The organism is Streptomyces sp. NPDC015242 (assembly GCF_043079125.1).
Lineage (GTDB): Bacteria > Actinomycetota > Actinomycetes > Streptomycetales > Streptomycetaceae > Streptomyces.
Genome location: NZ_JBIBUF010000011.1, coordinates 112,342 through 138,759 on the forward strand (window position 1 = coordinate 112,342; position 26,418 = coordinate 138,759).

The window sequence follows — 26,418 nt, forward strand, 5'->3', positions numbered from 1 at the left end:
ACCTTCGGCGGTATGGTGGTGCCCCTGTCAGTGGAGAGGGGCGAGTGATGAGTACGGCGGAGGAGACGGCCGGCGGCGAGGCGCAGGCGTGGGGCGAGGTCACGCCCGACGCGGCGCGGCGGTTGCTGATCGCCGCGGTGGAGGCCTTCGCCGAGCGCGGCTACCACGCCACGACGACCCGTGACATCGCGGGCCGGGCCGGGATGAGCCCGGCGGCGCTCTACATCCACTACAAGACCAAGGAGGAGCTGCTCCACCGCATCAGCAGGATCGGGCACGAGAAGGCCCTGGAGATCCTGCGGACGGCGTCCCGCCGCGAGGGCAGCCCCACCGAGCGGCTCGCCGACGCGGTCAGCTCCTTCGTGCGCTGGCACGCCGGCGGGCGGACCACCGCGCGGGTGGTGCAGTACGAACTCGACTCGCTCGGGCCCGACGCCCGCGCCGAGATCCTCGCGCTGCGGCGCCAGGTCGACGCGGAGGTGCGCGGGATCATCGAGGAGGGCGCGCGCTCGGGCGAGTTCGACGTCATCGACGTGCACGGGACCACGCTGGCGGTGCTGTCGCTGTGCATCGACGTCGCACGGTGGTTCAGCCTGGACGGTCCGCGGACGCCGGAGGAGGTCGGCGCGCTCTACGCCGACCTGGTGCTGCGGATGGTGGGTGCGGCGGGTGCCGGGGCCGCGTCGTCCGCGTCCGCCGCGCCGGCGGAGCCTCAGACGTAGTAGCGCGAGACGGACTCGGCGACGCACACGGGCTTGTCGCCGCCGTCGCGTTCCACGGTGAAGGCGATCGTCACCTGGACGCCGCCCGGGACCTCGTCGACGCCGGTGATCGTCGCGGTGGCGCGCAGGCGGGAGCCGACGGGCACGGGGGCGGGGAAACGGACCTTGTTGGTGCCGTAGTTGACGCCCATCTTCACACCCTCGACGGAGATCAGCTGAGGGCCGAAGAGGGGGAGCAGCGACAGGGTCAGATAGCCGTGCGCGATGGTCGTGCCGAAGGGGCCGGCGGCGGCCTTCTCCGGGTCGACGTGGATCCACTGGTGGTCACCGGTGGCCTCCGCGAAGAGGTCGATCCGCTTCTGGTCGATGTCGAGCCAGTCGGTGTACCCCAGCTGTTCGCCGACCGCCGACTTCAGGTCGTCGACGGACGTGAAGATCCTCGGCTGTGCCATGTCTTCCGAACCTCTCGTGCGGGGAGCTTCTTCTCTAAGCGACTGCTTAGCATGGTCGCCCGTGGAGGCTGTGTCAACGGACTGGGTAGGGTTCGAGGGGTGCCTCAGATTCCAGAGAAGATCCACGAGCTCACGGTCGGGCAGCTGTCGGCGCGCAGCGGGGCGGCGGTGTCCGCTCTGCACTTCTACGAGTCCAAGGGGCTGATCAGCAGCCGGCGGACGGCGGGCAATCAGCGTCGGTACTCGCGTGACACGCTGCGGCGGGTCGCCTTCATCAGGGCCGCGCAGCGGGTCGGGATCCCGCTGGCGACGATCCGCGAGGCGCTGGCGGAGTTGCCGGAGGAGCGGACGCCGACCCGGGAGGACTGGGCGCGGCTGTCCGAGGCCTGGCGCTCGGAGCTGGACGAACGCATCCATCAGCTGAACCGCCTCCGGGACCACCTCACCGACTGCATCGGCTGCGGCTGCCTGTCCCTCGACACGTGCGTCCTGTCCAACCCGGGCGACGTCTTCGGTGAACGCCGGGCGGGGTCGCGGCTGATGGTGGAGCGCAACGGTGGCGGGGGTGCGCGGGGCGCCTAGGCGGCGGGGGTGGGGCGGGGCCGCGCCGGGGATGTCCGTCCTCGGAACGGCGCGATGGGGTCGCGTGCCGACTGACTGTCCGCCGACGCGCCGACCGCTGCGGGCGTACACCCCCCGGCACGGCCCCTCGCGCCGTCCGGCGGGTGGCGGCGCGTCCCCGCTTACGCCCCGGGCGCGCAGGCCGCGCCCCGTTCCGCCGGGTCGCGCAACGTCCCGGCCCCGGCAGCGACGCCGCGCCCTGTCAACGGCCGTACTCCACCAACCCCGCCGCCACCAACTCCGCGTTGGACCGCGCCGGCCGGCCGTCCGGCAGGACCAGGACGTCCTCCAGCCCCACCCGCGTCGCCAGCCCCAGCTCACCCGCCAGACGCAGCACCGGCCAGGCGCCCCCGTCCTCCCCGTGCAGCAGCACGGGCCGGCCGTGCGCGGAACCCAGTCCGGACAGCAACTCCCGGGCGGACACCACCGCCGTCGAAGGGTCCGTGTCCGTCACCTCGGCGAGAACCCGCAGCACCTTCGGCCCGAGCGGTGAGGACGCGAACCGCCGTGCCCCGTCCGTGCCGGACCAGATGCCCGCCTCCACACCGACACCGAGGCCGAGCAGCGCGGCGGCGATCTCCTCCGCCCCGGGCTCGTGCCAGTTGACCGAGGCGTGGTCGGGCAGGACCGTCCAGCCACGTATGCGGTCGAGCCGTGCCGCGGGGTCCGGTTCGGCCCACGCCCCGGTGGTCACGCCCACCGGCACCGGCACGCGCGAGCGGATCGCCGTCAGCGTCTCCGCCAGTACCCGCGGCGAGAGCGTGTCCCGCCCGCACGGCGTCTTAGGATGGACGTGGACGTCCGTGGCCCCGGCCGCGAAGGCGGCCGCGGCGGAGGCGGCCATCGCCTCCGGCGTCAGCGGCACCGCCGTACCGTCAGCGGCCGTCCGCTGCCCGTTCAGACACACCTGCACCATGGGGACGATGGTGCCAGCTCCCACCGACAGTGGGGGTGCGGCATCCCCGGCGCACCCCCCGCGCACCCGCGTCCGTCAAGCCGGCACGTCCGTCAAGCCGACACCAGCAGCCTCGCCCGCCTGGCGTCCGCCAGGGCTTCGGGCGTGAGCACGGGACGCGGCACCAGGATCCCGCAGTCCGCGCAGACCGGACCCGCCGAGGGCTCGTGATCCAGGTCGTACCTCCAGGCGAGTCGATCCCCGTCGCAGACGGGGCAGTTCGACCCCGGCTCGCGCTCCAGGGCGGCGATCAGCCGGCGCAGCACCACGGCCAGCGGTTCACGGGGATGGACCGCCGGATCGTCGCACCACGCCACGCCGAAACCGCCCCAGGTCAGCCGGTGCCAGTCGTCCACACTCCCGGGCCTGCGCAGCCCGTCGTGCTTCTCCTTCCTGCGGCGCTCGGCGAACTCGACCTCGTAGGCGAGCCAGACCGCCCGCGCCTCCTCCAGTTCGTCCAGTGCGGCCACGAGCCGCGCCGGATCGGGGGAGCGGTCCTCGGGACCGAACCCGGCCCTCGAGCACAGATGGTCCCAGGTCGCCCTGTGTCCGTAAGGAGCGAACCTCTCAAGGCACTTGCGCAGCGAATACCGCCGCAAGGCCAGATCGCACCGCGGATCGCGGACCTGTCTCGCCAGACTCCGGAAACCGGCCATCGTCCTGCACCTCCGTCACACCTGCACCTGTACATCCGGTCACTTCGGCGTCGTCGTAAGGACGTCGCCGAATAGACGTATCGACAAGCGAATCGGCTCCATCCGATTTCAAATGGCCTCCATAAGCCGTCCGACGGGGACCGCCTGTCGACTGCCGTGATCCCTGTGCCTGTTGTGCTGTCTTCCGAAAGTGACGCTTGTTCACCTTCAACGGCGGGGATACCGGCGGTAACATCCCGCCCACCCCACGTCGGGAGGAGTCCCCATGGCACGGCGTCACCCACGCACCGTCCTCGACAGACTGAGAACTCCCCGCGGAATCCCCGGGTTCCTGAAGACCGCATCCGTATGCGCCCTGATCGCCGGCCTTTTGTCGCCCCTGGCCCCGGCGGCGGCCGCCGGGACGGCGAAAGCGCAGGCCACGGCGGCCGCGAACGACCACTGCGGGAAACAGTGTTCGGACATCCTCCCGCCCGGCCAGAACGGCAACGCCACGCTCGCCCAGATCCTCCTCAACCAGGCCTTCGGCACCCAGCCCGAACACGCCGAGGACCAGCTCAAGCCCTACAACGACCTCGCCAAGGGCTACCCCGGCCTCACCAACGAGAAGATCAACACCTTCTTCCACGACGCCTCCTTCGGGGTCCCGGCGGACCAGGTCGCCTCCACGGTCAAGCCCGCGGGGCGCGGTGACGTGACGATCGTCCGGGACAAAAAGACCGGTGTGCCGCACATCACCGGCACCACCCGGTACGGCACGGAGTTCGGCGCCGGCTGGGCGGCGGCCCAGGACCGGCTGTGGCTGATGGACGTCTTCCGGCACGTCGGGCGGGGACAGCTGACCTCCTTCGCCGGCGGCGCGCCCTCCAACCAGGGGCTGGAGCAGCAGTTCTGGCGGCACGCCCCCTACACCGAGGCCGATCTGCAGGCGCAGATCGACAACGCCGTGGCCACGAACGGCGAACGCGGCCGGCAGGCCCTCGCCGACGCCAGGGCCTACCTCGACGGCATCAACGCCTACATCGACGCCTCCGACAGCGGCCGCTACTTCCCCGGTGAATACGTGCTCACCGGCCACAAGGACTCAATCACCAACGCCGGGAAGATAGAGCACTTCAGGATCACCGACCTGGTGGCGCTCGCCTCGGTCATCGGTGCCCTGTTCGGCTCCGGCGGGGGCGGCGAGGTCGACAACGCCATCTCCCTCCTGGCCGCCCAGGAGAGGTACGGCGTGGCCGAGGGCACCCGGGTGTGGGAGTCCTTCCGCATGCGCGACGACCCGGAGGCCGTCCTGACCCAGCGGACGGGCAGCTTCCCCTACGCCACCAGGCCGGAATCCCCGCAGGGCACGGCGCTGCCCGACGCCGGTTCGGTGCGCGCGGAGCCGCTGGTGTACGACCGCACCGGCAGCGCCGCGACGCCCGCCGCCACCGGCGCGTCCGGCGCGGCGGCCAAGACGGCCCTGTCGTCCGCGAAGCGCGGCATGTCCAACGCCCTCGTCGTCAGCGGCAGGCACACCGCCGGCGGCCACCCCGTGGCCGTGTTCGGCCCCCAGACCGGCTACTTCGCACCGCAGTTGCTGCTGCTCCAGGAGATCCAGGGCCCGGGCATCAGTGCCCGCGGCGCCTCCTTCGCCGGCCTGAGCTTCTACGTCGAACTCGGCCGCGGCCAGGACTACGCGTGGAGCGCCACCACCTCGGGCCAGGACATCATCGACACCTACGCCGTCGAACTGTGCCAGGACGACCACCACTACCTCCACCGCGGCACCTGCACGCCGATGGAGAAGGTCGAGCAGAAGAACGCCTGGAAGCCCACGGTCGCGGACGGCACCGCGGCCGGCTCGTACACGATGCGCGTGTGGCGCACGAAGTACGGGCCGGTGGAGTACCGCGCCACGGTCGGCGGCAAGAAGGTCGCCTACACGACCCTGCGCTCGTCCTTCCTGCACGAGGCCGACTCCATCATCGGCTTCCAGATGCTGAACGACCCCGGATACGTGAAGGGCCCGGAGGACTTCCAGAAGGCGGTGCAGCACATCAACTACACCTTCAACTGGTTCTACGCCGACTCCGAGCACACCGCGTACTACAACAGCGGCGACAACCCGGTCCGCGCGGCCGGGGTCGACGCCGAGTTCCCGGTATGGGCCCGGCCCGCGTACGAGTGGCGCGGCTGGGACCCGGCGACCAACACCGCCGACTACACCCCGCCCTCCGCGCACCCCCACTCCGTCGACCAGGACTACTACGTCTCCTGGAACAACAAGCAGGCCCGGGAGTACACGACCGCCCCCTGGGGCAACGGCGCCGTCCACCGCGGCAACCTCCTGGAGGACCGGGTGAGGAAACTGGTCCAGCAGGGCGGGGTCACCCGGGCCTCACTGGTGAAGGCGATGGCGGACGCCGGGCTCGCCGACCTGCGGGCGGAGGACGTCCTGCCCAGGCTGCTGAAGGTCGTCACCGGTGCGCCGGTCACCGACCCCGCCGCCGCGGCCGCCGTGAGCAGGCTCCAGGCCTGGCTCACCGCCGGGGGCAAGCGCACCGAGACCGCCGCCGGCTCCGGGAAGTACGCCGACGCCGACGCGATCCGCATCCTGGACGCCTGGTGGCCGCTGCTGGTGAAGGCCGCATTCGAACCGGGCCTCGGCAGCGAGCTGTACCGGGCCATGACCGCCAACCTGCCCGTCGACGAGTCCCCGTCGGCCGCGCACGGCCCGACCGGCTCGCACGCCGGGAGCTCCTTCCAGTACGGCTGGTGGAGCTACGTCGACAAGGACCTGCGGGCCGTCCTCGGCGAACCGGTGAAGGGGCCGCTGGCGCGCGCCTACTGCGGCGACGGCAGTCTCGGCGCCTGCCGTGACGCCCTCCTCGCCACCTTGAAGGAGGCCGCGGGCAAGACCATGGCGCAGGTCTACCCCGGCGACGACGTGTGCGCGGCGGGCGACCAGTGGTGCGCCGACTCGATCAACCACCGCACGCTGGGCGGCATCAAGCACGGCCCGATCAGCTGGCAGAACCGGCCGACCTACCAGCAGGTCGTGGAGTTCACCTCGCACCGTTAGGCACCCGGGGCGACGCACGCTCCGGCGGCGGGTCCTCGGACGCGACCCGCCGCCGGAACCGGGCCGGAGGCAGGGGCCGGTGCGCCGGCTCAGCGGTAGAGGAGGTACTTCCTGCGGATCCCTCGGAACGCCGCGAGTTCCTCCTGCCAGCCGGCCACCACCTCGTCGGTGTCCGCGCCCGCGTCGATCATCGTGCGCACGCGCGCGCTGCCGGTGAGTTTGTCGATCCAGTGGTCCGGGCGCCAGGCGAAGCCGCTCCAGACCCGCCGGGCGGTTACCAGCAGCCCGATCCCCGTGCGCACGGGGTCGAAGGCGGCCCGGTCGTGCACATGGAGCTGCACCCCGCCGACGGTCTTCCCCTGGAACTTCGAGAAGGTGGGCGCGAAGTAGGTCTCCCTGAACCGGACCCCGGGCAGGGCGAGTTCGTTCGCCGCGGCCGCCCAGCGCCGGTCGATACCCTCCGCGCCGAGCAGTTCGAACGGCCGCGTGGTGCCGCGCCCCTCCGACAGGTTGGTGCCCTCGAACAGACACGTCCCGGCGTACACCAGGGCCGTCTCCGGGGTCGGCATGTTCGGGCTCGGCGGCACCCAGGGCAGCCCGGAGGCGTCGTAGAACTCCGAGCGCCTCCAGCCCGACATGGTCACGGTCTCCAGCGGCACCGGCTCGCTCAGGAACTCCCCGTTGAACAGCAGCGCCAGCTCCGCGACGGTCATGCCGTGCGCCTGGGAGATCGGCTGCCGTCCGACGAACGTCGCGAACTCCCGGTGCAGCACGGGCCCGAGGGCCGCCCGGCCGGTCACCGGGTTGGGCCGGTCCAGGACCACGAACCGCTTGCCCGCGAGCCGCGCCGCCTCCATGCAGTCGTAGAGGGTCCAGATGTACGTGTAGAAGCGGGCGCCGACGTCCTGGATGTCGAAGACGACCGTGTCGACGCCGGAGGCGGTGAAGATGTCCGCGAGCGGGCGGCCGCTCTTGAGGTAGGTGTCGTACACGGGCAGACCGGTGGCCGGGTCGTCGTGGCGGCCCTCGGAGCCGCCGGCCTGCGCGGTGCCGCGGAAACCGTGCTCGGGGCCGAAGACGGCGGTGAGGCCGACGCGGTCGTCCGCGTGCATGACGTCCACGACGTGGCGGACGTCGCGGGTGATGCCGGTGGGGTTGGTGACGATGCCGACCTTCCGGCCCTCCAGCAGGGCGTACCCGTCACGGGCGAGCCGTTCGAAGCCGGTGCGGAGCCGGTGGCGGGGCGGGGCCGCGGCGGCGGCGGTGGGCGCTGCCGAGGCGGCGGCCGTGGCGGCTGCCGTGAGGACGGCTCGTCTGGAAGGGCGCATGAAGGGGCCTCCGTGATCCGTTTGATGCCGGTTCGTCGTGGCTGGTCGCGCAGTTCCTCGCGCCCCTAGGGTGCTGCTCCAGCCCCTTCCTTCAAACATACCGACCGGTTAGTCTGGGGCTGTTGCTGAGCCGCGTCTTGAGGAGACCGATGGTGGGAGCCTTTCAGGGGTCGGGCGTCGTTGTCACGGGGGCCGGGGGCGGGATCGGAGCCGCGCTCGCCCGGCGGTTCGCCGCCGAAGGGGCCCGGGTCGTCGTCAACGACCTGGACGCGGAGCGCGCCAAGCGCGTCGCGGAGGAGATCGGCGGGATCGCCGTCGCCGGCGACGCCTCGGGGATCGTCGCCGACGCCCGGGACGCACTGGACGGGACCGTCGACGTCTACTGCGCCAACGCCGGAGTCGCCTTCGGCGGCGGAAGCGCGGACGGGCCGCTGGACGAGACGGCCTGGGCCGCCTCCTGGGACGTGAACGTCATGGCGCACGTCCGGGCCGCCCACGCCCTGCTGCCCGGCTGGCTGGAGCGCGGCAGCGGGCGGTTCGTCTCCACCGTGTCCGCCGCCGGACTGCTCACCATGATCGGGGCGGCCCCCTACGCCGTCACCAAGCACGGCGCGCTGGCCTTCGCCGAGTGGCTGTCGCTGACCTACCGGCACCAGGGTGTGAAGGTGCACGCGATCTGCCCGCAGGGTGTGCGCACCGACATGCTGGCCGCGACCGGCAGCGCGGGCGACCTGGTGCTCCAGCCGACCGCGATCGAGCCGGAGGATGTCGCGGACGCCCTGTTCGAGGGCATCGAGGAGGACCGCTTCCTGATCCTGCCGCACCCCGAGGTCGCCGGGTACTACCAGGCCCGGGCCGGCGCTCCCGACCGGTGGCTGTCCGGCATGAACCGCATCCAGCAGCAGTGGGAGGCCGCCCGGTGACCGGTTCCCGCTACGCCGCCAAGCCCTGGCTCGCCCTGCTGACGGACGCCCAGAAGGCCCCGGTCGACCCCGACCGCTCCCTGGTGCACGCCCTGCGCCGGGCGGCGGCCGAGACGCCGGACGGCGACTTCCTCGCCTACTTCGACGGCCGGCTCACCTACCGCGAGGCCGACGAGCTCAGTGACTCCGTCGCCGGGCACCTGGCCGCCCGCGGTCTGGAGCGCGGCGACCGGGTCGCGGTGCTGCTGCAGAACTCCCCGCACTTCGTGCTCGCCGTGCTCGGTGCCTGGAAGGCGGGCGCGGTCGTCGTGCCCGTCAACCCGATGTACAAGTCGGGCGAGGTGGCGCACGTCCTGCGCGACGGCGAGGTCGCCGCGCTGATCTGCTCGGACCGGGCCTGGGAGTCGTATCTGCGCGAGACGGCGGCCGGCTCGCCGGTGCGGATCGTGCTCACCGGCTGCGAGCTGGACTTCCAGACCCGGGGCGACACGCGCGTGCTGACCTTCGAGCGACTGCCGCAGGCGCCCGACGCGGACGACCTGGTGGCCGTGGCGCGAGCCGGGCACCGGGCGCCCGAGGGCCGGGACCCAGAACCGGACGGCATCGCGCTGATCAGCTACACCTCGGGCACCAGCGGCACGCCCAAGGGCGCCACCAACACGCACGGCAACATCATGTACAACGCCGAGCGGCAGCGGACCGGCCTCGGCCTGCCCGAGCGGCCCGTGTACTTCGCGCTGGCGCCGCTGTTCCACATCACCGGCATGGTCTGCCAGTTCGGCGCCTGCCTGAACAGCGGGGGCACGCTCGTGCTGGCCTACCGCTTCGAGGCCGGTGTGGTGCTCGACGCCCTCGCCGAGCACCGGCCGCACTACACCGTCGGCCCGTCCACGGCCTTCATGGCCCTGGCCGCGCACCCCGGCGTCACCCGGGACCACTTCTCCTCCTTCCGGGTGATCTCCTCCGGCGGTGCCCCGCTGCCCCCGGCGCTGGTGGAGAAGTTCCGGGCGGGCTTCGGCCCGTACATCCGCAACGGCTACGGACTGACCGAGTGCACGGCGCCCTGCGCCTCCGTGCCGCCCGGTCTTGAGGCACCGGTCGACCCGGTCTCCGGGACGCTCGCGGTGGGCCTGCCCGGCCCGGACACGGTCGTCCGGATCGTCGACGAGACCGGTGGCGAGGTGCCCTTCGGCGAGCAGGGCGAGATCGTCGTGAGCGGCCCCCAGGTCGTACCCGGCTACTGGCGCCGCCCCGACGCCACCGCCGAGACCTTCCCCGGTGCCGAGCTGCGCACCGGCGACATCGGCTTCATGGACGAGCAGGGCTGGCTGTACGTCGTCGACCGCAAGAAGGACATGATCAACGCGTCCGGCTTCAAGGTGTGGCCGCGCGAGGTCGAGGACGTCCTCTACACGCACCCGGCGGTGCGCGAAGCCGCCGTGGTGGGCGTGCCCGACGGGTACCGCGGGGAGACCGTCAAGGCGTACATCAGCCTCCGCCCGGGCGCCGAGGCGGACCCGGATGCGCTCGCCGCCCACTGCAAGGAGAGACTGGCCGCCTACAAGTACCCGCGCCAGGTGGAGATCCTGCCGGACTTGCCGAAGACGGCCAGTGGGAAGATCCTCCGTCGGGAACTCCGTTCCCGGACGCACGACAACTGACAGCAGTACGGAAAGGCAGGTGGCGGCAGTGCCCAGGACCACGGACCCGGACGGCACTCCCGTCCCTCAGCGGCTCCTGGCCGCCGCCACCCGGCTCTTCGCCGAGCAGGGCTACGACCGCACCTCGGTGCAGGAGATCGTCGAGGCGGCCGGTGTCACCAAAGGGGCGCTGTACCACTACTTCGGCTCCAAGGACGACCTGCTGCACGAGGTGTACGCGCGCGTGCTGCGCATCCAGCAGGAGCGTCTCGACGCGGTGGCGGGCGCGGACGAGCCGGTCGAGAAGCGGCTGCGGGCCGCGGCGGCGGACGTCGTGGTGACCACGATCGACAACCTCGACGACGCGTCGATCTTCTGGCGGTCGATGCACCATCTGAGCCCGGAGAAGAACAAGCAGGTGCGGGCGGAGCGGCGGCGCTACCACGAGCGCTTCCGCGCGCTGATCGAGGAGGGCCAGGAGGCGGGCGTCTTCTCCCGGGCGACCCCGGCGGACCTGGTCGTGGACTACCACTTCGGGTCGGTCCACCACCTGTCGACGTGGTACCGCCCGGACGGGCCGCTCGGCCCCCAGGAGGTCGCCGACCACCTGGCCGACCTGCTGCTGCGCGCCCTGCGCCCGTAAGGCGCCGGCCGGGGTTCAGGGGCCCGCCCCCGAACCCCGGCAGCCTCACAGGTACCGCTTCAGCTCCCGCCGGGCCAGCGACCGCTGGTGCACCTCGTCAGGACCGTCCGCGATCATCAGCGTCCGCGCCCCGGCGTACAGCTCCGCCAGCGGGAAGTCCTGGCTCACGCCACCCGCCCCGTGCAGCTGGATCGCCCGGTCGAGGATGTCCACCACCGCGCGCGGCGTCGCGATCTTGATGGCCTGGATCTCGGTGTGCGCCCCGCGGTTGCCCACCGTGTCCATCAGCCAGGCCGTCTTCAGCACCAGCAGCCGCAGCTGCTCCACCGTCACGCGCGCGTCGGCGATCCAGTTGTGCACCACACCCTGCTGGGCCAGCGCCTTGCCGAAGGCGTTCCGGGACACCGCCCGCCGGCACATCAGCTCGATCGCCCGTTCCGCCATGCCGATCAGCCGCATGCAGTGGTGGATGCGGCCGGGCCCGAGTCGCGCCTGGGCGATGGCGAAGCCGCCGCCCTCCTCACCGATCAGGTTCGACACCGGCACGCGCGCGTGGTCGAAGATCACCTCGGCGTGCCCGCCGTGGTAGTGGTCCTCGTACCCGAACACCTGCATCGCGCGCGTGATCGTGACGCCCGGGGTGTCGCGCGGCACCAGCACCATGGACTGCTGGCGCCGGATGTCCTCCCCGTCCGGGTCGGTCTTGCCCATCACGATGAAGATCTTGCAGTCGGGGTGCATGGCCCCGGAGATGTACCACTTGCGGCCGGTGATGACGTACTCGTCGCCGTCCCGCTCGATGTGGGTCGTGATGTTCGTGGCGTCGGAGGAGGCCACGTCCGGCTCGGTCATCGCGAACGCCGAGCGGATCTCACCGGCCAGCAGCGGCTCCAGCCACTGCTTGCGCTGCTGCTCGTCACCGAACTGGGTGAGCACCTCCATGTTGCCGGTGTCGGGTGCCGCGCAGTTCGTCACCGTCGGCGCCAGCTGCGGCGAGCGGCCCATGATCTCGGCCAGCGGCGCGTACTGCAGGTTGGTCAGCCCGGCACCGTACTCGGAGTCCGGCAGGAACAGGTTCCACAGTCCCTGCCTGCGGGCCTCGGCCTTCAGCTCCTCCACCACGGGCACGGTCTCCCACGGGGAGGCGAGCCGCTCGCGCTGCTCGTGCGCGACGGCCTCGGCCGGGAAGACGTGCTCGTCCATGAAGGCGAGGAGCTTGGCGCGCAGCTCTTCGGTGCGCGCGTCGAAAGCGAAGTCCATGTGGATCAGCCCTCCTGGAGGCCTTCGTTGAGCGTGGTCAGTCCGTGCCGGACGAAGACGGGCACGAGGTCGCCGATGCGGTCGAAGCCGCGCCCGACCGTCTGGCCGAGCGTGTAGCGGTAGTGGATGCCCTCCAGGATCACGGCGAGCTTGAACCAGGCGAACGCCGTGTACCAGGACACCGCGGAGACGTCGCGCCCCGAGCGCGCGGCGTACCGCTCGATCAGTTCGGACGGCGCCGGGTGGCCGGGCGCCTCGGCGGTGGTGGAGACGGGCGACCCCGGCATGGCGAGCGGCATGCTGTACATCACCAGCAGACCGAGGTCGGTGAGCGGATCGCCCAGCGTCGACATCTCCCAGTCGAGGATGGCCCGGATCGAGTCGTCCTCGCCGATCAGCACGTTGTCGAGCCGGTAGTCGCCGTGCACCACGGCCGGGGCGGGGGAGTCGGGCAGCTCGCGCCCGAGCGCGGCGTGCAGCTCGTCGATGCCCTCCAGGTCGCGGTTGCGGGAGGCGTCGAGCTGCTTGCCCCAGCGCCGCAGCTGCCGGTCGAGGAAGCCCTCGGGCCGCCCGAAGTCCGCGAGACCCACCTCGCCCGGGTCGACCGCGTGCAGCTCCACCAGCGTGTCGACCAGGTTCAGCACCGCGCCCCTGGTCCGCTCCGCACCGAGCGGCAGCAGCTGGTCGGCGGTGCGGTAGGGCGTGCCCTCGACGAACTCCATGACGTAGAACGGCGCGCCGAGCACCTCCTCGTCCTCGCACAGCAGCACCGGACGCGGCACCGGCACGGCGGTCGGGTGCAGCGCGCTGATCACCCGGTGCTCGCGCCTCATGTCGTGCGCGGTGGCCAGGACGTGGCCGAGCGGCGGCCGCCGCACGACCCAGCGCTCGGTACCGTCGGAGACCGCGTAGGTGAGGTTCGACCGTCCGCCCTCGATCAGCCGGCCGGACAGCGGGCCGTTGACCAGTCCGGGCCGCTCCCGGTCGAGCAGGCCGCGCAGCCGGTCGAGATCCAGTCCGGGCGGGTGGTCGGGGCTCATGCGTGGCTCCTACGGGCAGGTGAACAGTTCCCGACTCATGATGCCGACCGGTCGGTATGTCGTCCAGAGCGGGGCCGAAACGTGATCGGAGCCACGATAGGCCGCCGCCCCCGGCCCGCGGCACCCGCAGGCCGGTTCGTTCAGGTCATCCGGCTTGCGCGCCCTCCGCCGAGCCGTGAGGGTCGGATCCATGAAGGCGATCAGCTACTCACGGTACGGCGGACCCGAGGTGCTGGCGTTCGGGGAGGTGCGCGACCCCGTGGTCGGGCCGGACGCGGTGCTGGTGAAGGTGCGGGCGGCGGCCGTGAACCCCGTCGACTGGAAGGCCCGCGAGGGCCATCTGGCCGGCATCCTCGCCCCCGTCTTCCCCGTGGTGCCCGGCTGGGACGTCTCCGGTGTGGTCGTCCGGCCCGGGGTGGCCGTCTCGGAGTTCGACGTCGGGGACGAGGTCATCGGCTACGTCCGGGAGGACTTCCTCTCCCGCGGCACTTTCGCCGAGTACGTGGCCGCGCCGCTGCGCACCCTCGCCCGCAAGCCGCGCAACCTCACCTGGGAGGAGGCTGCGGGCCTGCCCCTGGTCGGGCTCACCGCCTACCAGGTGCTGCGCAAGGTGCTCGAGGTGAAGCGGGGCGAGACCGTCCTGGTGCACGCCGCGGCCGGCGGCGTCGGCTCGGTCGCCGTGCAGCTCGGCACCCACCTCGGGGCGCGGGTGATCGGGACGGCGAGCGAGCCGAACCACGACTTCGTGCGGAGCCTGGGCGGGGAGCCGGTGACGTACGGCGAGGGCCTGGGGGAGCGGGTGCGGGGGCTGGCGCCCGAGGGCGTGGACGCGGTCTTCGACACGGTCGGCGGCGACGCGCTGAAGGTCTCCGCGAACCTGCTGGCCCCGGAGGGCCGGCTGGTGTCCATCGCCGACAACGAGGTGGTGACCTACGGCGGCCGCTACTACTTCGTCCGCCCGGACGCCGAGGACCTGCGTCATCTGTCCGAACTGGCGGAGCAGGGCGTGGTGGGCGTGCACGTCGACGAGACCTTCCCGCTGGAGCGGGCGGCGGACGCGCACCGGCTGAACCAGGAGGGCCGCACCCGCGGCAAGATCGTCGTCACGGTGGACTGGGACAGCGAGGGCGAGTGAGGAGCGCGGTGCCCTGGATGTGTGGCCCTGGATGTGTGGCCCTAGAGGACGAGGGCCGCACCGCACGCCGCCATCGCCACCGTGCACAGCACCGCCGCCGCGGCGTGCCGTGGCGCGAACGCCACGGGGCCCGGCGTCGCCGCGAGCACGCGGATCCGGCGGTGGGCGATGACGAGCACCCCGAGCCAGAGCGCACAGCACAGCGCGCACGCCACGATCCCGGCCGCCGACGCCCCGCCGTGCAGCGTGGTCTTCACGGCGAGCACGGCGACGACCGTGCCGGACAGCGTCGTACGCCGCCACGCGAGCCGGGTCCGTTCCGGCTGCAGCCCGGGGTCGCGGTCCGGAACCCGCCGGAGATCCGGGGCGCTCACCCCTCCCACCCCACGAGCACGACGAGGACCATGGCGACGGCCACCACCGCCACGACGAGGCTCAGCAGCGCGGGGAACCGTGACACCGGCAGGTCCTCGCCCCGGCGCATGGCCCGTTCGCAGCGCACCCAGTGGTTGACCGCGCGCAGCGAGCACAGCACGCCCGCGGCGAGCAGGGCGAGCGCCAGCCCGACCCGCCAGCCCCAGCGCAGGTCCGGCAGGAACTGATCGACGGCGAAGCCGCCGCCGATGAGCGCGAGCGCGGTGCGCAGCCAGGCGAGGAAGGTGCGTTCGTTCGCCAGCGAGAACCGGTAGTCGGGCGTCTCGCCGTCCCGCCGTACCTCGGCGGGTGCGAACCACAACCGGACGTTCCGTACGAACTCGATCACGTGCGCGACCCTACCCGGGGCGGGCTCGCCCGCCGTGTCAGCCCGTCGCCCGGAACGCCCGGAGCCGTTCGTACGCCGCGAGCCCGTCCGGCACCCACTCCCAGTCGGCCAGGCGCCGCTCCACCTCGTCCTCCGGCAGGAAGTCGTGCCAGGCGACCTCCTCGGCCTGCGGCCGTACGGGCAGCTCGCAGCGCACCTCGTACACCGCCGACCACCAGCTGCGCCCGGCGCCGTCGTCGTAGAGGAACTTGAAGAGGAACCGCGGGTCCGGCAGGCCGGTGACGCCGAGCTCCTCCTCCGCCTCCCGCAGGGCGGCCGTGTCGTAGGACTCGCCCGCGCCGACGACCCCGCCGACGAACATGTCGTGGAGGGAGGGGAAGACCAGCTTGGTCGGGGTCCGCCGGTGCACGAAGATCCGGCCCCCGGCGTCCCGGGCCAGGACGAACACGCAGCGGTGGCGCAGGCCCCGGGCGTAGGCCTCGCCGCGGGGGGACCGCCCGACGACCCGGTCGTGCTCGTCGACGATGTCGAGGATCTCGTCAGCAGCGCTCATGCCCTCATCCAAGCAGGGGCGGCCGGGGGAGCAGGGGCCGGGCGGGGAGCCGGGCCCGTCAGGGCGAGGCCGGGCTCACGGCGGGCGCGGCGACCGGTGCGGGCCGCGCGGCCGGCCCCGTCGGCATCGCCGGATGCAGCCCCAGCAGCACGATGCCCGCGACGACGGCCGCGAGGCCACCGGCCTCCCAGGTCAGCGCCACCGCGTCGGTGCGCAGCCGGTCGCCCAGGAAGCCGACGCCGCAGATGATCCCGGCCAGCGGCTGGGCCGCGGTCAGGGCGGGCAGCGACTTGCGCAGGGACGCCGTCTCGAAGGCGCTCTGCACGAGAACCAGCCCGGTGACGCCGAGCGCGAGCACCGCGTAGGGCTGCCAGCCGGTCAGCAGTCCGGCCAGGCCGTCCTCGGCGGCCTTCTGCCCGCTCACCCGGGTCAGCGCGTCCTGCACCCCGTACAGCAGCCCGGCGGCGAGCGCCAGCAGCACCGGACCGGAGCCCAGCCGCGAGCGCCGCCCGCGTGCCGTGAGGAGCAGAGCGAGCCCGATCATGCCGCCGATGATGAGCCACTGCCGCAGGGGATCGGCCGTCGCGGTGCCGCCCTCGGGCCGGCCCGCCACGACGAACGCCGTCACGCCGCCCGCGAGCAGCAGCAGGCCCGCCCAGCCCTGGCGGCCCAGCGGCCGGCCGCACTGCTTGCGGGAGAGCGCGAGCGCGAAGAGCAGGTTCGTGGCCAGCAGCGGCTCCACCAGCGACAGCTCGCCCTGCCCGAGCGCGGCGGCGCCCAGTGCCATGCCGGCCACCATCAGCGCGATGCCGCCGAGCCAGCGGGGCACCCTGGCCAGGTCGAGCAGCAGGCGGAAGGAGAGGAAGTCGCTCAGCGGGGCCCGCTGGGCCGCGTTCTGCTGCAGGACGAAGCCGAAGCCGAGACAGCAGGCGGCGCCGAGGGCGAGGGCCAGGACAAGAACCGACACGCGGTGTACCTCGATCGTCAGGTCGGGTCACGATGGCGTAGGGGCCGACTGTACCGGCCGGCTCCGCCCGGCTCGCCCGTACGTCCTGCCATCGTGGGGGCCGCCGCCCGCCCACGCCATGACGTACGTCACAACGGGCGAAACGGATAATTCGGCAGCTGATCGCCCTGCCACCAGGGGTCTCATGGGTCACAAAGCCCGCACGGGCAACGGCAGTTGACGCGTGTAACGCGGCGGCGGCCCTTGACGCCAACCGTTGGTGCGGGGTTGGCTGTGTGTGATCAGTTCATGGCGGTGCGCACACCCCGCGCACCGGCGACCACCGTGAGCCGAAACACAAGAAGAGCGCGTGAGGAAGTCCCGCGGTGTCCCCACCCCCGCCTCCCCTCGGCCGTGGCCGCAGACGTGCGGCACAGGCCTTCGACGAGGCCCTCGACGACGCCGACCTCGTGACCGCGCGCACGTCCCTGGCCCAGGGCCGCTGGCAGAACGCCCGTTCCCTGCTGGTCCGCACCGGCGACGACTGGGACCGCCGCGGCCACCGCGTCACGGTCCTGGCCCGCGAGTCCTCGACGGCCGCCTGGGCCCGCGAGTGGCTGCTCGCCGAACCCGAGTCCGCCGACGCCTCGGTCCTGCTCGCCGTGGCCCAGGTCCGGCGTGCCCTGGACGGCAAGGGCAAACCGGCCCCGGCCCGCGAGGCCTGCCGGGAGGCGGCCGGCCGTGACCCCGCCGACCCCACCCCCTGGCTCGGGCTGCTCATGCTGGAGTGCGCGGTCGGGACCGACCAGGACGTCGTGCGGACGTTCGAGCAGGTCCGCGCCCGGTACGCCGACCACCACCACGCCCACCACCTGATGGTCGCCCGCCTCGCCGGACGCCGCACGGACGTCGGCCCCGACCCCCTGCACGAGGTCTACGACTTCGCCAACTGGGCCGCCGAACAGGCACCCGCCGACTCCCCGCTCGCGATCCTGCCGGTCATCGCCCACGCCGAGCGCTACCGCGCGCTGGCCGCCGCCGGGTACGGGTCCGCCGACCCGGCCGCCTCCGGCCACTGGACGGGCCGCCGCGCCCGGCAGGTGATGAAAGCGGCCTTCGACTGGTGGCTGGAGTGGGAGCTGGAGGGTCACCCGCGGCGGCTGATCGACCTGAACTTCCTCGCCCACGCCAAGTTCTGCGAAGGGCGGGGCGCCGAGGCCGCCGCCCTGTTCCACCGGATCGGCCGCCACGCCACCCCGGCGCCCTGGTCGTACCCGGACCGCGACCCGCACACCGCCTTCGCCGCCGCCCGCGCCGGCGCGCTCGGCACGGTCTGACCCCCCTATCCCACAAGTGAGGACGCCCTCCCGATGACCACGGACAGCACGAGAGCGAACCCGTCCGCCCCCGGCGGCATCAGTACCTTCAAAGGGCAGGAGCGTGCCCTGCGCGCCGGCCGGCTCGGCACCGGGGGCCTGCTGCTTTCCGTGCTCGCCGCGACCGCCCCCCTCATGGTCGTCGCGGGTGTCATGCCCACCACATTCGCGGTGATGGGCATCGTCGGCCAGCCGCTGCTCTTCGTGGTCCTGGGCGTCGTCCTGGTCCTGTTCAGCCTCGGCTACGCCGAGATGAGCCGGCACGTCCACAACGCGGGCGCCTTCTACGCCTACATCTCCCGCGGCCTCGGCGGCACCGCCGGAGCGGGCGCCGCCCTGGTCGCCCTCGTCGCCTACAACGCGCTCCAGATCGGCATCTACGGCATCCTCGGCTTCGAGGTCTCCGGGCTGTTCGCCACCTACGCCGAGATCGAGGTCGCGTGGTGGATACCGGCCCTGGTGGCCGCGCTCGCCGTCGGGCTGCTGGGCTGGCTGAAGATCGACGTCAACGCGCGCGTCCTCGGCGTCCTGCTGGTCATCGAGGTGCTCCTCGTGGTGATCTTCGACATCGCGGCCCTCACCGACCCCGGCACGGAGGGCCTGTCGCTGCACGCCTTCAACCCCGACACCCTCACCGGCGCGGGCGTCGGCACCGCGCTGTGCTTCTGCATCGCCGCCTTCCTCGGCTTCGAACAGGCCCCGGTCTACGCCGAGGAGACCAGCCGCCCGCACGTCCTGGTGCCGCGCGTGATGTTCCTCGCCGTCGCCGGGGTCGCCGTCTTCTTCGCGCTGAGCAGTTGGGCCCTCACCGTCGCCACCGGCCCCGCCGCGATCGTCGGCACGGCACAGAAGCAGAGCGCCGGGATGCTGTTCTTCCTCACCGAGTCCCGCCTCGGCGGCACCTTCACGGACGTCCTGCACGTCCTGTTCGTCACCGGCATGTTCGCCGCCCTGCTCAGCTTCCACAACGTCGTCGCCCGGTACGCCTTCGCCATGGGCCGCGAGGGCCTGCTGCCCGCCGCGTTCGGCCGCACCAGCGGCACCAGCGGCGCCCCGGGCACCGGTTCGCTGCTGCAGACCGTGGTGGCCGTGGTGGTCGTGACCGGCTTCGCGATCGCCGACGACAAGCCGGTGGGCGATCCGACCGCGCCCGTCCTGCACCTGTTCACCTGGCTCGGCAACGTCGGCGCCCTCGGCGTGATCGTCCTGATGGCGGCGGCCTCCCTGTCGGTCGTCGTCTTCTTCGTCCGCCGCGGCGCCGCGGGCGCCCAGGCCTGGCGGCTGGTCACCTCCGCGCTGGCCGGAATCGCCCTGCTCGTCATCGCCGGCTACACCGTCAAGGACTTCGACGTCCTGGTCGGCGCCGGACCCGGCTCGTCGCTCAGCTGGGTCCTGCCCGGCATCATCGGCCTGGCCCTCGCCGCCGGCCTGGTCCTCGGTCTCGTGCTGCGCGCCCGCGCCCCCGAGAAGCACGCCCGCATCGGACTCGGCAACGAGGCGTTCCAGCTGGACAAGGCGGCGGACGGGGCGTCGCCGTCCTGATCCGCCGCCGCGAGAAGTGACGGAACTCTGACGAGCACCCGCGACCCCTGTCCCGAACAGGCCGCGGGTGCTCGAATGAGGACGTGAACCAGGACGTACATCAGGGCGCGGGCGAGGACCGTCCCGAGGAGCGGGGCACCCCGGTCGGCCGCCGCGTCTTCCTCGGCACCCTCGCCCTGGGCGCCCTCGGCGTGGTCGCCGCGCCCCCGCTGCAACGCGGTCTGGAGGGCTTCCTCGGCAGCGCCGCCGGCAAGGACCCCACCGGCCTGACCGGCCTCCTCCCGAACGGCGGCGGCTTCCGCTACTACTCGGTCGCCTCGTCGGTCCCGCGCAGGAACGCCGGCACCTACCGCCTCAGGGTCGACGGCCTGGTCGACCACCCGGCCACCTACACCCTGGCCGACCTCAGGACCCTCCCGCAGACCCGCATGGTCCGCGACGTCCAGTGCGTCACCGGCTGGCGCGTCCCGGACACCCCCTTCGAGGGGGTACGCCTGTCCCGCCTCCTGGACGCGGCCGGCGTCCGCCCCACGGCCAGGGCCGTCCGCTTCACCTGCTTCGACGGCACGTACTTCGAGAGCCTCACCCTCGCCCAGGCCCGCCGCGACGACGTCCTGGTCGCCCTCCGCATGCGGGACGAGGACCTCGGCCACTCCCACGGCGGCCCGGTCCGCCTCTACGTGGCGCCCATGTACTTCTACAAGTCCGCCAAGTGGCTTTCCGGCATCACCGTCACCGACGAGGTCAGGCCCGGCTACTGGGAGGAGCGCGGCTACGACGTGGACGCCTGGGTGGGCCGTTCGAACGGACGCGACGATGAGCCCACGAGCTGACGCGCCCCCGGCAGCGGCCGAGCTGCGCCGCTTCACCCCGGCACAGCGCTGGGTCCACCGCGCCACGGCCGCCCTGACGGGCGTCTGCGTGGTGACCGCGGCCTTCCTCTACGTCCCGCAGCTCGCCGAACTCGCCGGCCGCCGCGCCCTCGTCGTCACCCTGCACGTCTGGTCCGGACTCGCCCTGCCCGTCCCTGCGCTGACGGGCCTGGCCTCCCGGGCCTTCCGCGCCGACCTGGGCCGCCTCAACCGCTTCGGCCCGCACGACCGCGCCTGGCTGCGCGCCGCCCTGCACCGGGACAAGCGCCACGCGTCCCGTCCGGCGGGCAAGTTCAACGCCGGCCAGAAGATCTACGCGGCCTGGATCGCCGGCGCCGGCCTCGTCATGCTCGGCACCGGCCTGATGATGTGGCTCACCCACCTCACGCCCTTGTTCTGGCGCACCAGCGCGACCTTCGTCCACGACTGGCTGGCCCTGACCGTCGGCATCGTCCTGGCCGGTCACATCGGTATGGCGCTGGCGGACCCGGAGGCCCGAAGGGGCATGCGCACCGGCAGCGTGAGCAGGGAGTGGACGGACCGGGAGCACCCCTTGTGGCGCGAGTGATCCGTCGCCTCCGGGGCGCCCCGTCGCCGCCGCCCTCCTAGATGACGAGGGACAACAGCAGGACCAGACCGCCGGCGACCACCGAGATGATCGTCTCCATGACGGACCAGGTCTTGATGTTCTGGCCGACGCTCAGCCCGAAGTACTCCTTCACCATCCAGAAGCCGGCGTCGTTGACGTGGCTGAAGAACAGCGAGCCGGCGCCGATGGCCAGGACGAGGAGAGCGGCGTGTGTGGTCGACATGTCGGCCGCGAGCGGGGCGACCAGACCGGCCGCCGAGACCGTGGCGACGGTCGCCGAGCCGGTCGCGAGCCGGATGACCACCGCGATCAGCCAGGCCAGCAGCAGCGCCGGGATGGCCCAGTCCTCGGAGATGTCCAGGACCATCTGCCCCACGCCCGTGTCGATGAGCGTCTGCTTGAAGCCGCCGCCCGCGCCGACGATCAGCAGGATGCCCGCGATCGGCATGAGGCTCTTCTCGACGAGCGGCGAGATCCGCTCCTTGGAGAACCCGGCGGGCCGCAGCAGCGTGAAGATGCCGACCAGCACCGAGGCGAGCAGCGCGATCATGGGGGCGCCGATGACGTCGAAGACCCGCTGCACGGTGTTCTCGGGGTCGTCCACGACGATGTCCACCAGCGCCTTGGCGAGCATGAGGATCACCGGGAGGAGCACCGTGAAGAGCGTGGCGCCGAAGCCGGGACGCTTCTCGAGGTCCTCGGAGGCGCGCTGCGGGATCATCTTCTCGGGCGCGGGGACGTCGACCCAGCGGGCCGCGTACTTCGAGAACACCGGTCCGGCGATGATCACCGTCGGGACGGCGACGAGGACGCCGAGCGCCAGCGTCACGCCGAGGTCGGCGCCGACCGCGTCGATCGCGACCAGCGGACCGGGGTGCGGCGGCACGAGGCCGTGCATCACCGACAGACCCGCGAGCGCCGGGATGCCGATGCGCATGAGCGAGTAGTTGCCGCGCTTGGCGACCATCAGCACCACCGGGATCAGCAGCACGATGCCGACCTCGAAGAACAGCGGCAGCCCGATCACGGAGGCGATGAGCACCATCGCCCAGGGCATCGAGCGACCGCCGGCCCTGGCCAAAATGGTGTCGACGATCTGGTCGGCGCCGCCGGAGTCGGCGAGCATCTTGCCGAGGATCGCGCCCAGGGCGATCAGCACGCCGACGCCGGCGACCGTGGAGCCGAGGCCGGTGCTGAAGCTGGTGAGGACCTTGTCCAGGGGCGCCCCGGCGAGCGCGCCGAGCGCCAGCGACCCGATGGTCAGCGCCAGGAAGGCGTGCAGCTTGAACTTGGTGATGAGCAGGACGATGACGGCGATGCCCGCCAGGACGGCGATGCCCAGCTGAGCGTGGCCGGCCGAGGTGATCGGCTCGGGTGCGTCCGCTGCCAGCATCTCGACGCTGAGTCTGGTCACGGGGGTGTTCCCTTGCGTTCGGGGAGTCGGGGGAGAAGGGGGGAAACCGGCGGGGGCTAGAGGATCGGCTCGGGGAGCGAGCCGATGGCGTGCACCGCCCGCTCGGTGATCTCCGCCGGGCTGCCCGCGACGTCCACGGCGACCCCCGCCTCGTCCGCCTGGAGCGGCTGGAGCGTGGCGAACTGGGAATCGAGCAGTGCCGTGGGCATGAAGTGCCCCTGCCGGTGCGACATCCGGTCTTCGATCAGCGCGCGGTCGCCCGTGAGGTGCACGAAGACCACGCCGGGCGCGGCGGACCGCAGCCGGTCGCGGTACGACCGCTTCAGCGCCGAGCAGCTGACCACCCCGCCGAGCCCGGCCCGCCCCTGGGCCCAGTCGCCGATGGCGTCCAGCCAGGGTCCGCGGTCCTCGTCGGTGAGCGGCGTACCGGCCGACATCTTGGCGATGTTGGCCGCCGGGTGGAAGTCGTCGCCCTCGGCGTAGGGAACGCCGAGCCGGGCGGCGAGCAGGGGACCGATGGTGGTCTTGCCCGTGCCCGCGACGCCCATGACCACGACGACATGGGGGGTGTTCATCGCTGCCTCACTGTCTGCTGTCCTCGTCGACACGTGATGTCGACGCAACTGAAACTCATTAGGTACGACGAATTCAAGACTTCGTGATGAATAAGTCTGACTTTTTGTCTCCGTGATCTACCCCGTACGCTGAGTGCATGACCACACCGGGCCGGGGGCTGCACGGCCGCGTACTGGACACCCTGGGCCCCGAGATCACCGCGGGTGAGTACCCGCCGGGCAGTGTCCTGCGCACGGACGAGCTCGCCCAGCGCTTCGACGTGTCACGCTCGGTGATGCGCGAAGCGGTCCGGGTCCTGGAGTCCATGCACCTCGTCGAGTCCCGCCGCCGCGTCGGCGTCACGGTCCGCCCCAGATCCGAGTGGAACGTCTACGACCCGCAGGTCATCCGCTGGCGTCTGGCCGGCGCCGACCGCCCGCAGCAGCTGCGCTCCCTCACGGTGCTGCGCTCGGCGATCGAGCCGGTCGCGGCCGGCCTCGCCGCCCGGCACGCCACCTCCGAGCAGTGCGCCGAACTCACCGAGTGCGCCCTCGGCATGGTCGCCCACTCACGCGGTCACAAGCTGGAGGGATACCTCTTCCACGACATCGCCTTCCACCGCGTCATCCTGTCGGCTTCGGGCAACGAGATGTTCGCCCGCCTCGGCGACGTCGTCGCCGAGGTCCTCACCGGCCGCACGCAGCACGACGTGATGTTCGAGGACCCGGACCCGGCCGCCGTCACCCTCCACGTCCAGGTCGCCGAGGCGGTCCGCGCGGGCGACGCGGCCCGGGCGGAGCAACTGACCCGCGAGATCACGGTCGGCGCCCTCCAGGAACTCGACATCCTGGCGCCGTGATCCTGGCGCCGCGGCGAAGGCGGCCGCCACGGACCGGACCTACGACAGGAAGTCCCCGTCGACGTACACCCACGCCCCGTCGACCCGCTCGAACCGGCTGCGCTCGTGCAGCGACCCGCCCCGGTAGGACGCACGGAACTCCACGGTCCCGGTCGAGTGGAAGGCGGACCCGTCCCGTGTGTCCAGGATCTCCAGCCCGGTCCACCGCGTCCCCGGGTCCGGCTCCAGCGTCCCGGGCCGCGTCCGCGGGTGCCAGGTCCGCAGCAGATAGACGGTGTCACCCTTGACGAAGGCGCAGTACCGCGACCGCATCAGCCGCTCGGCCGTCGGCGCTGCGGCCGCCCCGGAGTGGAAGCGCCCACAGCACGCCTCGTAGGCCTCGGGGAGCCCGCACGGGCAGGAACGCCTGGTCATGTCACCTCTCCGCCGAAACGACCGAGGGCCGCGACCTCGCGGTCACGGCCCTCAGCCTCATGTGTCCGAGGGGGGACTTGAACCCCCACGCCCGATAAAGGGCACTAGCACCTCAAGCTAGCGCGTCTGCCATTCCGCCACCCGGACAAGGTGTCTGTCGCGTGGGTTCTCCCCGCGGCGACGACGTAAACATTACCAGGCTTTCGAGGGTGACCGATCACCCCCCGTCTCCGGCCGGGACCGGCGTGAACGGCGTGTGACGGGCCGGGAGGGCTCTTGGGGAGCGGGCGGGGGAGAGGGAGGATGAAGGGGACCCACCAGCAGTGACACCGGGAGGAAGCACGTGAGCGAGACGGACACGGCCAGGAACGTCACCGGCGAGGACGAGGTCGTGGACCTCTGCCGCGAGCTGATCCAGATCGACACCAGCAACTACGGCGACCACTCGGGACCGGGCGAGCGCAAGGCGGCCGAGTACGTGGCCGAGAAGCTGGCCGAGGTCGGGCTCGAACCGCGGATCTTCGAATCCCACCCGGGCCGCGCCTCCACGGTGGCCCGTATCGAGGGCGAGGACCCCTCCCGGCCCGCGCTCCTCATCCACGGTCACACCGACGTGGTGCCGGCCAACGCCGACGACTGGACCCACCACCCCTTCTCCGGCGAGATCGCCGACGGCTGCGTCTGGGGCCGCGGGGCGGTCGACATGAAGGACATGGACGCGATGACCCTGGCGGTCGTGCGCGACCGGCTGCGCAGCGGGCGCAAGCCCCCGCGCGACATCGTCCTCGCGTTCCTCGCGGACGAGGAGGCGGGCGGCACCTACGGGGCCCGCTATCTCGTCGACCACCACCGTGACCTCTTCGACGGTGTCACCGAGGCGATCAGCGAGGTGGGCGGCTTCTCCTTCACGGTGAGCGAGGAGCGGCGGCTGTACCTGATCCAGACGGCCGAGAAGGGCATGCACTGGATGAAGCTGACCGTGGCCGGCACGGCGGGGCACGGGTCGATGATCCACCGGGACAACGCGATCACCGAGCTGTCGGAGGCCGTCGCCCGGCTGGGCCGGCACAAGTTCCCGGTGCGGGTCACCAAGACCACCCGGGCCTTCCTCGACGAACTCGGCGACGCGCTCGGCACCGAGCTCGACCCGGAGGACATGGAGTCGACCCTCGCCAGGCTCGGCGGCATCGCCAAGCTCATCGGCGCGACCCTCAGCAACACGGCCAACCCCACGCAGCTCGGGGCCGGTTACAAGGTCAACGTCATCCCCGGCGAGGCGACCGCCCACGTCGACGGCCGCTTCCTGCCCGGGTTCGAGGACGAGTTCCTCGCCGACCTCGACCGGATCCTCGGCCCGAAGGTGCGGCGCGAGGACGTCCACGCCGACAAGGCCGTCGAGACCACCTTCGACGGGGCGCTCGTGGAGGCCATGCAGTCCTCGCTGCTCGCCGAGGACCCGACCGCCAAGGCGATCCCCTACATGCTCTCCGGCGGCACGGACGCGAAGTCCTTCGACGACCTGGGCATCCGGGGCTTCGGCTTCGCGCCCCTGAAGCTGCCGCCGGAGCTGGACTTCGCCGGCATGTTCCACGGCGTGGACGAGCGGGTCCCGGTCGACGGGCTGAAGTTCGGGGTGCGGGTGCTCGACCGGTTCATCGACGCGTCCTGAAAGGCGCCTCCCGCAGGCCGGTATTCGGGCGCGCGTGCGAGATCGACTGGGAAGAGTGAATGCGACCATAAGCTCGTAGCCTCATTACTCCAGCCTCGTTACAGGTAATGCGATCGCAAGATGGGTCGCTTTGCCAACTAGGAGGAATAATGATCAAGAAGGTCGTCGCTGCTGCGGCTGCCACCGGTGGTCTGGTGCTCGCGGGTGCGGGTATGGCCGTCGCCGACTCCGGTGCCCAGGGTGCCGCGGTGCACTCCCCGGGTGTCGTGTCCGGCAATGTCATCCAGGTGCCCGTTCACGTCCCGGTGAACGTCTGCGGCAACACGGTCTCCGTGATCGGGCTGCTGAACCCCGCCTTCGGCAACACCTGCATCAACAAGTGATGCGTCCCCCTCTCTGAGGGGAGTTCGAAGCCACCGGTCCCGGA

At 72.1% G+C, this 26,418-nt stretch carries 27 protein-coding genes and 1 tRNA gene; 14 read left to right on the forward strand and 14 right to left on the reverse strand.

Annotated features, from left to right (window positions below; genetic code table 11):
- Positions 1–47: 47 nt before the first annotated feature.
- Positions 48–722: a TetR family transcriptional regulator gene (locus ACF07N_RS31950; protein WP_392119734.1), complete on the forward strand. Its 675-nt coding sequence runs from the start codon at positions 48–50 to the stop codon at positions 720–722.
- Here ACF07N_RS31950 and ACF07N_RS31955 read toward each other — a convergent pair.
- Complete coding sequence (locus ACF07N_RS31955) at positions 713–1,174, reverse strand: MaoC family dehydratase (protein ID WP_383333703.1); 462 nt, start codon at positions 1,172–1,174, stop codon at positions 713–715. The two genes, ACF07N_RS31950 and ACF07N_RS31955, sit on opposite strands and share 10 nt — an antisense overlap.
- A gap of 99 nt (positions 1,175–1,273) precedes the next feature.
- Between ACF07N_RS31955 and soxR the strand changes: the two genes are divergently transcribed.
- The gene (soxR, locus tag ACF07N_RS31960) at positions 1,274–1,756 is read left to right on the forward strand and encodes a redox-sensitive transcriptional activator SoxR (protein WP_383333701.1); all 483 of its coding nucleotides are present in this window, start codon (positions 1,274–1,276) and stop codon (positions 1,754–1,756) included.
- Between the two features lie 241 nt (positions 1,757–1,997).
- On the opposite strand, the gene ACF07N_RS31965 is transcribed toward soxR, so the two are convergent.
- Positions 1,998–2,711: a 3-keto-5-aminohexanoate cleavage protein gene (locus tag ACF07N_RS31965; protein ID WP_383333699.1), complete on the reverse strand. Its 714-nt coding sequence runs from the start codon at positions 2,709–2,711 to the stop codon at positions 1,998–2,000.
- Between the two features lie 92 nt (positions 2,712–2,803).
- Entirely contained in the window at positions 2,804–3,406 is a 603-nt protein-coding gene (locus ACF07N_RS31970; protein ID WP_392119738.1) for a hypothetical protein, read from the reverse strand.
- Between the two features lie 265 nt (positions 3,407–3,671).
- Between ACF07N_RS31970 and ACF07N_RS31975 the strand changes: the two genes are divergently transcribed.
- Positions 3,672–6,470 carry a penicillin acylase family protein gene (locus ACF07N_RS31975; protein WP_392119740.1) on the forward strand — a complete coding sequence of 933 codons (2,799 nt, stop codon included), beginning with the start codon at positions 3,672–3,674 and terminating at the stop codon, positions 6,468–6,470.
- Positions 6,471–6,559: 89 nt separating this feature from the next.
- On the opposite strand, the gene ACF07N_RS31980 is transcribed toward ACF07N_RS31975, so the two are convergent.
- Positions 6,560–7,798, reverse strand: a complete 1,239-nt coding sequence (locus ACF07N_RS31980) for an exo-beta-N-acetylmuramidase NamZ domain-containing protein (protein WP_392119743.1) — start codon at positions 7,796–7,798, stop codon at positions 6,560–6,562.
- 149 nt (positions 7,799–7,947) lie between these two features.
- Between ACF07N_RS31980 and ACF07N_RS31985 the strand changes: the two genes are divergently transcribed.
- Genes ACF07N_RS31985 through ACF07N_RS31995 form a run of 3 tightly spaced genes read left to right on the forward strand, consistent with a single transcriptional unit; the run spans position 7,948 to position 11,004 of the window.
- On the forward strand, positions 7,948–8,721 hold the full coding sequence (locus tag ACF07N_RS31985; protein WP_392119746.1) for an SDR family oxidoreductase: 774 nt from the start codon (positions 7,948–7,950) through the stop codon (positions 8,719–8,721).
- Positions 8,718–10,382, forward strand: coding sequence for a class I adenylate-forming enzyme family protein (locus tag ACF07N_RS31990; RefSeq protein WP_392119749.1), 1,665 nt, complete (start codon positions 8,718–8,720; stop codon positions 10,380–10,382). Before ACF07N_RS31985 ends, ACF07N_RS31990 begins: the two co-directional genes overlap by 4 nt.
- A gap of 28 nt (positions 10,383–10,410) precedes the next feature.
- Complete coding sequence (locus ACF07N_RS31995) at positions 10,411–11,004, forward strand: TetR/AcrR family transcriptional regulator (protein WP_392119752.1); 594 nt, start codon at positions 10,411–10,413, stop codon at positions 11,002–11,004.
- A gap of 45 nt (positions 11,005–11,049) precedes the next feature.
- Here the strand turns inward: ACF07N_RS31995 and ACF07N_RS32000 are convergent, their stop codons facing one another.
- Both ACF07N_RS32000 and ACF07N_RS32005 read right to left on the reverse strand, forming a co-directional pair.
- Entirely contained in the window at positions 11,050–12,264 is a 1,215-nt protein-coding gene (locus ACF07N_RS32000) for an acyl-CoA dehydrogenase (protein ID WP_392119755.1), read from the reverse strand.
- 5 nt (positions 12,265–12,269) lie between these two features.
- On the reverse strand, positions 12,270–13,304 hold the full coding sequence (locus ACF07N_RS32005; RefSeq protein WP_392119758.1) for a phosphotransferase family protein: 1,035 nt from the start codon (positions 13,302–13,304) through the stop codon (positions 12,270–12,272).
- Between the two features lie 190 nt (positions 13,305–13,494).
- Between ACF07N_RS32005 and ACF07N_RS32010 the strand changes: the two genes are divergently transcribed.
- Entirely contained in the window at positions 13,495–14,439 is a 945-nt protein-coding gene (locus ACF07N_RS32010; protein WP_392119760.1) for an NADP-dependent oxidoreductase, read from the forward strand.
- A gap of 41 nt (positions 14,440–14,480) precedes the next feature.
- Here the strand turns inward: ACF07N_RS32010 and ACF07N_RS32015 are convergent, their stop codons facing one another.
- The 4 genes from ACF07N_RS32015 to ACF07N_RS32030 are packed head-to-tail and all read right to left on the reverse strand — an operon-like array spanning position 14,481 to position 16,722.
- The gene (locus ACF07N_RS32015; RefSeq protein ID WP_383333679.1) at positions 14,481–14,813 is read right to left on the reverse strand and encodes a DUF202 domain-containing protein; all 333 of its coding nucleotides are present in this window, start codon (positions 14,811–14,813) and stop codon (positions 14,481–14,483) included.
- Entirely contained in the window at positions 14,810–15,202 is a 393-nt protein-coding gene (locus ACF07N_RS32020) for a YidH family protein (RefSeq protein ID WP_383333677.1), read from the reverse strand. The genes ACF07N_RS32015 and ACF07N_RS32020 overlap by 4 nt, the downstream gene beginning before the upstream one ends.
- Positions 15,203–15,239: 37 nt before the next feature.
- Entirely contained in the window at positions 15,240–15,755 is a 516-nt protein-coding gene (locus ACF07N_RS32025) for an NUDIX hydrolase (RefSeq protein WP_383333675.1), read from the reverse strand.
- Between the two features lie 58 nt (positions 15,756–15,813).
- A complete protein-coding gene (locus ACF07N_RS32030; RefSeq protein WP_392119765.1) occupies positions 15,814–16,722 on the reverse strand; it encodes a DMT family transporter in 909 nt (302 codons plus the stop codon).
- Positions 16,723–17,087: 365 nt separating this feature from the next.
- Here ACF07N_RS32030 and ACF07N_RS32035 point away from each other — a divergent pair, with 365 nt between their 5' ends.
- The 4 genes from ACF07N_RS32035 to ACF07N_RS32050 all read left to right on the forward strand — a co-directional run bounded on the left by ACF07N_RS32035 (position 17,088) and on the right by ACF07N_RS32050 (position 21,059).
- Entirely contained in the window at positions 17,088–18,038 is a 951-nt protein-coding gene (locus ACF07N_RS32035; protein ID WP_392119768.1) for a hypothetical protein, read from the forward strand.
- A gap of 33 nt (positions 18,039–18,071) precedes the next feature.
- Entirely contained in the window at positions 18,072–19,619 is a 1,548-nt protein-coding gene (locus tag ACF07N_RS32040; RefSeq protein ID WP_392119771.1) for an APC family permease, read from the forward strand.
- Between the two features lie 83 nt (positions 19,620–19,702).
- Positions 19,703–20,452: a molybdopterin-dependent oxidoreductase gene (locus ACF07N_RS32045; protein WP_392119774.1), complete on the forward strand. Its 750-nt coding sequence runs from the start codon at positions 19,703–19,705 to the stop codon at positions 20,450–20,452.
- Positions 20,436–21,059, forward strand: a complete 624-nt coding sequence (locus ACF07N_RS32050) for a cytochrome b/b6 domain-containing protein (RefSeq protein ID WP_392119777.1) — start codon at positions 20,436–20,438, stop codon at positions 21,057–21,059. Before ACF07N_RS32045 ends, ACF07N_RS32050 begins: the two co-directional genes overlap by 17 nt.
- Before the next feature lie 37 nt (positions 21,060–21,096).
- On the opposite strand, the gene ACF07N_RS32055 is transcribed toward ACF07N_RS32050, so the two are convergent.
- On the reverse strand, positions 21,097–22,494 hold the full coding sequence (locus tag ACF07N_RS32055; RefSeq protein ID WP_392119780.1) for a GntP family permease: 1,398 nt from the start codon (positions 22,492–22,494) through the stop codon (positions 21,097–21,099).
- A 56-nt stretch (positions 22,495–22,550) separates the two neighbouring features.
- Complete coding sequence (locus tag ACF07N_RS32060) at positions 22,551–23,069, reverse strand: gluconokinase (RefSeq protein ID WP_383333661.1); 519 nt, start codon at positions 23,067–23,069, stop codon at positions 22,551–22,553.
- Between the two features lie 137 nt (positions 23,070–23,206).
- On the opposite strand from ACF07N_RS32060, the gene ACF07N_RS32065 reads away from it, so the two are divergent.
- Positions 23,207–23,908, forward strand: a complete 702-nt coding sequence (locus ACF07N_RS32065) for a FadR/GntR family transcriptional regulator (RefSeq protein ID WP_392119785.1) — start codon at positions 23,207–23,209, stop codon at positions 23,906–23,908.
- A gap of 39 nt (positions 23,909–23,947) precedes the next feature.
- Here the strand turns inward: ACF07N_RS32065 and ACF07N_RS32070 are convergent, their stop codons facing one another.
- Both ACF07N_RS32070 and ACF07N_RS32075 read right to left on the reverse strand, forming a co-directional pair.
- Positions 23,948–24,322 (reverse strand): YchJ family protein, encoded by a 375-nt coding sequence (locus tag ACF07N_RS32070; RefSeq protein ID WP_392119788.1) that lies wholly within the window; start codon positions 24,320–24,322, stop codon positions 23,948–23,950.
- Positions 24,323–24,384: 62 nt separating this feature from the next.
- Positions 24,385–24,469 (reverse strand) — tRNA-Leu (locus tag ACF07N_RS32075).
- Between the two features lie 196 nt (positions 24,470–24,665).
- Between ACF07N_RS32075 and ACF07N_RS32080 the strand changes: the two genes are divergently transcribed.
- Together ACF07N_RS32080 and chpH are read left to right on the forward strand one after the other, a co-directional pair.
- Positions 24,666–25,991: a M20/M25/M40 family metallo-hydrolase gene (locus ACF07N_RS32080; RefSeq protein WP_383333655.1), complete on the forward strand. Its 1,326-nt coding sequence runs from the start codon at positions 24,666–24,668 to the stop codon at positions 25,989–25,991.
- Positions 25,992–26,140: 149 nt separating this feature from the next.
- Positions 26,141–26,374: a chaplin ChpH gene (chpH, locus tag ACF07N_RS32085; protein WP_383333653.1), complete on the forward strand. Its 234-nt coding sequence runs from the start codon at positions 26,141–26,143 to the stop codon at positions 26,372–26,374.
- Positions 26,375–26,418: the final 44 nt, after the last annotated feature.